This is a genomic window from Pseudomonas sp. (genome assembly GCF_035277045.1).
Taxonomy (GTDB): Bacteria; Pseudomonadota; Gammaproteobacteria; order Pseudomonadales; family Pseudomonadaceae; genus Aquipseudomonas.
Genome location: NZ_DATELE010000002.1, coordinates 1 through 6,181, shown reverse-complemented (window position 1 = coordinate 6,181; position 6,181 = coordinate 1). Strand labels below are relative to the sequence as shown.

7 protein-coding genes are annotated in these 6,181 nt (G+C 64.7%); all 7 read right to left on the bottom strand.

The window, feature by feature from the left end; all coding sequences use genetic code 11:
• Positions 1-116: 116 nt before the first annotated feature.
• Positions 117-398 (bottom strand): DUF3509 domain-containing protein, encoded by a 282-nt coding sequence (locus tag VJS90_RS00080; RefSeq protein ID WP_324117908.1) that lies wholly within the window; start codon positions 396-398, stop codon positions 117-119.
• A gap of 75 nt (positions 399-473) precedes the next feature.
• Positions 474-914, bottom strand: coding sequence for a response regulator (locus VJS90_RS00075; RefSeq protein ID WP_324117906.1), 441 nt, complete (start codon positions 912-914; stop codon positions 474-476).
• Between the two features lie 154 nt (positions 915-1,068).
• On the bottom strand, positions 1,069-2,478 hold the full coding sequence (thrC, locus tag VJS90_RS00070; protein ID WP_324117904.1) for a threonine synthase: 1,410 nt from the start codon (positions 2,476-2,478) through the stop codon (positions 1,069-1,071).
• A gap of 61 nt (positions 2,479-2,539) precedes the next feature.
• Positions 2,540-3,844, bottom strand: a complete 1,305-nt coding sequence (locus tag VJS90_RS00065; protein WP_324117902.1) for a homoserine dehydrogenase — start codon at positions 3,842-3,844, stop codon at positions 2,540-2,542.
• Positions 3,845-3,924: 80 nt separating this feature from the next.
• Entirely contained in the window at positions 3,925-4,674 is a 750-nt protein-coding gene (locus VJS90_RS00060; protein ID WP_324117900.1) for a DsbC family protein, read from the bottom strand.
• A gap of 153 nt (positions 4,675-4,827) precedes the next feature.
• Complete coding sequence (gene xerD, locus VJS90_RS00055) at positions 4,828-5,724, bottom strand: site-specific tyrosine recombinase XerD (RefSeq protein ID WP_324117898.1); 897 nt, start codon at positions 5,722-5,724, stop codon at positions 4,828-4,830.
• Positions 5,725-5,888: 164 nt separating this feature from the next.
• Positions 5,889-6,181: 50S ribosomal protein L19 (gene rplS, locus VJS90_RS00050; protein ID WP_324117896.1), on the bottom strand; the 293-nt coding region annotated here is incomplete at its 5' end.

Below are 6,181 nucleotides of genomic sequence, written 5' to 3'. Positions count from 1 at the left end.
CGGGTCGCTGGGGAGCACGCCCGGGGTCAAACGAAGCGTGATGTGCTTCGCAGGACAGCCAGCCAGCACCGGAGCAAAGCACCGCACGACTGTCGTTACAGTATCTGACGGATCACTCAGGCAAAGGTTCCCTGAGCTGTCTGCAGGTTTCGCGACGCGGCGATGACGCACGGTATCAATCGCCCTTCGGCGATCTGCAGGTCTCGGTGCAGGCCATCGACCAGGTCGATCAGCAAGCGCTGGTCTTGCAGTTGGCCCGCGGTGACCGAGCGCTGCAACACAAGCGCACCGTGGCGATCGTGCACACTCAACTGGAGTCGGTCAGGGGTGTCGGCTTGGCCCAGGCGGGCCTCGTACGGGGTCAGGGCGTCATTGAGCAATCTGCAGATTCTTTCCATCCGGCTTACCCGCTTTGCTTGGGGAGATGTCATGCTGACCGTCGAGCGTGCCGAAAAGTTCGCGATGGCAGGCTCTTAGTGAGCATGCTCAACGGATGTGACAGATGCAATATCCTGCCCGCTACCGTTCGTCGAGCCGCCGCGCAGCCGTTGCAACAGGCCGCGCAGCCCGAACATGGACAAGGGCCAGCGCAACTCGCCCAGCACCCACACCCCCCGTTGCCGCGCCTCGGCGGCCAGGTCGATGGCACCTGGCTCGGCACGGCCGATGAGCAGCACCGCACGGTTGCGTGGCACCCTCGCCATCTGCTCGAGCAGGTCTATGCCGGCATCCGGCGCCAACGCGTGGTCGAGCACCAGCAGGTCAACCGTCCGGTTGCGCGCGAGCACGCGCCGGGCGGTGGCCTGGTCCTCGGCGACCCGCACGCGGAAGATGCCCAAGGCGTTGAACGCCTGGTGCAGGGACATAAGGTGAAAGGGACGGTCCTGGAGGATGACGACGTTGAGCCGGTGCATGAACACCTCCCTGAAAAGGCGCGGGCGAACGGAGGTCCACACCTTAGGCAGGAGGAGCACGGCCCGCCATAGGAAAAATCTGATGAGCCGTGCGAATTTTCCTCAAAAAAAAGCCCGCCATTCGACGGGCTTTCCGGTCACCTCAAACCGCTGGTTACAGCGGCTTGCCACGGTTGCCGTGCTGGCTGACAAACGCCTGCACCGCCTTCAGGTCATTGGCCAACACCGTGCAGCGCTCTTCGCGGCTGAACAGGTCGGTCAGGTGGACCGGCAGCTCGAGCGCCTTGCCCACGCCTGCCTTTTCCACTGCCTCGGGGAACTTGACCGGGTGCGCGGTACCCAGCACCACCATCGGGGTGTCGAGGCTGCGGCGGCATTCGCGGGCAGCCTTGACGCCGATCGCGGTGTGCGGGTCGAGCACCTCGCCCGTGCTGGCGAAGACCTCGGCGATGGTTTCGCAGGTTTGCGCGTCATCGACGGCCAGCGAGTCGAACAGCTTGCGGGCTTCGGTCCAGCGGTCCTCTTCAACGCTGAAACCGCCGCCCTGCCTGAAGCCATCCATCAGCTCGGCGATGGCGGCGCCGTTGCGGCCATGCAGGTCGAACAGCAGGCGCTCGAAGTTCGACGAGACCATGATGTCCATCGACGGCGACAGGGTCGCGTGCAGCGTGTCCTTGACGTACTGGTTGCCGCTCATGAAGCGGTGCAGGATATCGTTGCGGTTGGTCGCGACGATCAGCTGGCTGATCGGCAGGCCCATGTTGCGTGCCAGGTAACCGGCGAAAATGTCGCCGAAGTTGCCGGTCGGCACCGAGAACGCCACCGAGCGCGCCGGGCCTCCCAGCTGCAGGGCAGCATGGAAGTAGTAGACGATCTGGGCCATGATCCGCGCCCAGTTGATCGAGTTGACCGCGACCAGGCGGGTGCCCTTGAGGAAGCCCTGATCGGCGAAGCTGGCCTTGACCATCTCCTGGCAGTCGTCGAAGTTGCCTTCGATGGCGATGTTGTGGATGTTCTCGCCCAGGATGGTGGTCATCTGCCGGCGCTGCACTTCCGACACGCGCTGGTGCGGGTGCAGGATGAAGATGTCGACATTGTCGCAACGGCGGCAGCCCTCGATGGCCGCGGAGCCGGTGTCACCGCTGGTGGCGCCGACGATCACCACGCGCTCCCCACGCTTGACCAGGACATGGTCGAGCAGGCGGCCGAGCAATTGCAGGGCAAAGTCCTTGAACGCCAGGGTCGGGCCGTGGAACAGCTCCATTACCCACTCGTTGCCGCCCAACTGCCGCAGCGGGGCGACCGCGGCGTGGGAGAACGCGCCGTAGGTTTCCTCGAGGATCTTCTTGAAGTCGGCATCGGCGATGCTGCCGGTGACGAACGGGCGCATCACCCGGAAGGCCAGCTCGTGGTACGGCAGGCCGGCCCAGGAGGCGATCTCTTCCTGGGTGAAGCGCGGCAGGTTTTCCGGCACGTACAGGCCGCCATCGCTGGCAAGGCCCGCCAGCAGGACGTCTTCGAAATTCAGGGCCGGCGCCTGGCCGCGGGTGCTGATATAACGCATGGATGCAAACCTTCGGTCTTGAGTGCCGGCCATGGCACGTGGCGATGGCCGGCAGCTTGAATTAATTGAGCTGTTCGACGCGAATGCGCACGACCTTGCCAACCACGTCCTGCAACGCCTCCAGGGCAACGATGGCGTCGTTGATGCCCTGCTCGATCACCCGGTGGGTCAGCAGGATCATCGGCACCAGGCCGTCCTGCTCTTCCGCTTCCTTCTGCATGATCGATTCGATGTTGATGCCGCGCTCGGACAGGATGCTCGCCACCTGGGCCAGCACGCCTGGATGATCCTTGGCCTGGATGCGCAGGTAGTAGGCGCTCTCGCAAGCTTCGATCGGCAGGATCGGGTGGGCCGACAGCGAATCGGGCTGGAAGGCCAGGTGCGGCACGCGGTTTTCCGGGTCGGAGGTCATCGCGCGGACCACGTCGACCAGGTCGGCGACCACCGAGGAGGCGGTCGGCTCCATGCCGGCGCCAGCGCCGTAGAACAGCGTCGAGCCCGCGGCGTCACCGTTGACCATCACGGCGTTCATCACGCCGTTGACGTTGGCGATCAGGCGGTCGGCCGGGATCAGCGTCGGGTGCACGCGCAGCTCGATGCCGCTGGCGGTGCTGCGGGCCATGCCCAGGTGCTTGATGCGGTAGCCCAGCGCCTCGGCGTAGTTGACGTCGGCGGTGGTCAGCTGGGTGATGCCCTCGGTGTAGGCCTTGTCGAACTGCAGCGGGATACCAAAGGCGATCGAAGCCAGGATGGTCAGCTTGTGCGCGGCATCGATGCCTTCGACGTCGAAGGTCGGGTCGGCTTCGGCATAGCCCAGCGCCTGGGCTTCGGCCAGCACGTCGGGGAAGGCACGGCCTTTCTCGCGCATCTCGGTGAGGATGAAGTTGCCAGTGCCGTTGATGATCCCGGCCAGCCAGTTGATGCGGTTGGCCGACAGCCCCTCGCGAATCGCCTTGATCACCGGGATGCCACCGGCCACGGCCGCCTCGAAGGCGACGATCACGCCTTTCTCGCGGGCCTTGGCGAAGATCTCGTTGCCATGCACGGCAATCAGCGCCTTGTTGGCGGTGACCACGTGCTTGCCGTTCTCGATGGCCTTGAGCACCAGGTCGCGGGCGATGGTGTAGCCGCCAATCAGCTCGATGACGATGTCGATCTCGGGGTTGCTCGCGACGTCGAACACGTCAGCGGTAATGGGGGTACCGGCAATCTGGCAGTTCGGGTTTTGCGAGCGCATGGCAATCTGTGCCACTTCAATACCGCGCCCGGCACGGCGGGCAATCTCCTCGGCGTTGCGCTGAAGTACATTGAAGGTACCGCCACCGACGGTCCCCAACCCACAGATGCCTACTTTGACCGGTTTCACTGTGAACTCCCCATTGTACGGACGGCGCCATGCCGCCCGTGAAAACAGCCATCGCGCGGGGCAATGGCGTACTGATTGATTTACTTGGCTTCGGCCAGCGCCAGCTTGGCGACTTGCGGCGCCGGCTGGTAGCCCGGAATCACCTGGCCGCTTTCAAGGACGATGGCTGGCGTGCCGTTGACGCCGATCGACTGGCCCAGCGCGAACTGCTTGCCAACCGGATTGGCGCACTTGGCGGCCTTGATTTCCTTGCCCTCGACCATCTTGTCCAGCGCCGCGCGGCGATCGCTCGAGCACCACACCGCCTGCAGCTGCTCGTCACCGGCCGAGCCGAGGCCCTGGCGCGGGAAGGCGACGTAGCGCACTTCGATACCGCGACGGTTGAGCTCGGGCACTTCGGCGTGCAGCTTGTGGCAGTACGGGCAGGTGGTGTCGGTGAATACGGTGATGTGGGACTTGGTTTCGCCCTTGGCAGGATAAACCACCATTTCAGCGGCTGGAATGCCATTGATGAGCTTGGCGACACCTTGGCGTTCGGTTTTTTCGGTGAGGTTGACCGGCTTGCCATCCTGGATCTGGAACAGGTAGCCCTGCATGACGAACTGGCCGTCGGCACTGGCGTAGAGCACGCGGCCACCTTGCAGCTTGACCTCGTACAGGCCATTGAGCGGGCTGCTGGCAACGCTTTCGACCGGGACGTCGAGCTCGAGCGACTGCAAGGTCTTGCGGATCGCCTGCTCGGCGCCCTCCGGGGCGGGGGCCGTCGCGGCGGCAGCGAAGGTACTGGCCAGCGCCAGGGCGGCGGCGGCGAAAATCTGGGTCACGCGCATGGAGTCTCCTTGGAGGCGGACAGGGCCTGGGACATGGCGGGCGCGAGGTCGGCGCGGCCATCGAACGGCCCTTGGTGCAAACCGCCCAAGCCTACCACAACCGGCCGGTGCTGACCGACTCCCAAGCGCCGGCTGGCCGATGATGAATCCTGCTCATCCACGCGGGTGATGATGGGCATGCAGCTGCTGCAGGCGCGCCCGTGCCACATGGGTGTAGATCTGCGTGGTCGACAGGTCGCTATGGCCCAGCAGCATCTGCACCACGCGCAGGTCGGCGCCGTGGTTGAGCAGGTGCGTGGCGAAGGCATGGCGCAAGGTGTGCGGCGACAGCGGCTTGTCGATCCCGGCCACCAGCGCCTGGTGCTTGATGCGGTGCCAGAAGGTCTGACGGGTCATCTGCTCGCCACGCAGGCTAGGAAACAGCACATCGCTGGGCCTGCCATTGAGCATCTCGTTGCGGCCCTCGCGCAGGTAGCGTTCGATCCAGGTCACCGCCTCCTCGCCCATGGGCACCAGGCGCTCCTTGCTGCCCTTGCCCATCACCCGCAGCACGCCCTGGCGCAGATTGACCTGGTCGAGGGTCAGGCTGACCAGTTCGGTGACGCGCAGACCGCAGGCGTACAGCACCTCGAGCATCGCCCGGTCGCGCTGACCGATCGGCTCGGCCAGGTCCGGGGCACGCAGCAGCGCCTCGACGTCGGCCTCGGACAGTGACTTGGGCAAGGGCCGGCCCAGTTGCGGCATCTCGACCTGCAGGGTCGGGTCGACGGCGATCAGCTTTTCGCGCAGCAGGTAGCGATAGAAGCCGCGCAGGCCCGACAGCAGGCGCGCGGTGGAACGCGGCTTGTAGCCTTGGTCGAGGCGCCAGGCCAGGTGATCGAGGATCAGCTCGCGACCGGCATCGGGCAAGGCCACCGCACGGTCGTGCAGCCAGCCGTTGAACAGGGCCAGATCGCTGCGGTAGGAGGCGCGGGTGTTGTCGGACAGGCCTTTTTCGAGCCAGAGGGCATCGAGGAACTGGTCAAGCAGGGGGTGGTCCAGGGCGGGCATGCTGAGGGCACTGAGGAAGGATGGTCGGGCTAGTGTTTCATAGTGAAGGATGCGCTGTCTTTCAGTGCGAAAATCCAGTCCTTGCACTTCCCCCAGACGCAAAAAAGCAGCCCGAAGGCTGCTTTTCTTTCGCATGGCAGCCGAGGCTGCCGGTCAAGCTGTCCTCAGGACAGTTTTTCCTTGATGCGAGCGGCTTTGCCGGACAGGTCGCGCAGGTAGTACAGCTTGGCTTTACGCACGTCACCACGACGTTTCACGGCCAGGCTGTCGATTTGCGGGCTGTAGGTCTGGAAGGTACGCTCTACGCCAACGCCGCTGGAGATCTTGCGCACGGTGAAGGCGCTGTTCAGACCGCGGTTACGCTTGGCAATCACGACGCCTTCGAAGGCCTGCAGACGCGAGCGGTCACCTTCCTTTACTTTCACCTGGACGACAATGGTGTCGCCTGGGGCAAAGG

What these genes read in the sequence shown, in the direction of transcription:
- VJS90_RS00075 (WP_324117906.1), bottom strand. Translation starts at nt 914, where the DNA reads ATGCACCGGCTCAACGTCGTCATCCTCCAGGACCGTCCCTTTCACCTT.
- VJS90_RS00060 (WP_324117900.1), bottom strand. Translation starts at nt 4,674, where the DNA reads ATGCGCGTGACCCAGATTTTCGCCGCCGCCGCCCTGGCGCTGGCCAGT.
- thrC (WP_324117904.1), bottom strand. Translation starts at nt 2,478, where the DNA reads ATGCGTTATATCAGCACCCGCGGCCAGGCGCCGGCCCTGAATTTCGAA.
- xerD (WP_324117898.1), bottom strand. Translation starts at nt 5,724, where the DNA reads ATGCCCGCCCTGGACCACCCCCTGCTTGACCAGTTCCTCGATGCCCTC.
- VJS90_RS00080 (WP_324117908.1), bottom strand. Translation starts at nt 398, where the DNA reads ATGGAAAGAATCTGCAGATTGCTCAATGACGCCCTGACCCCGTACGAG.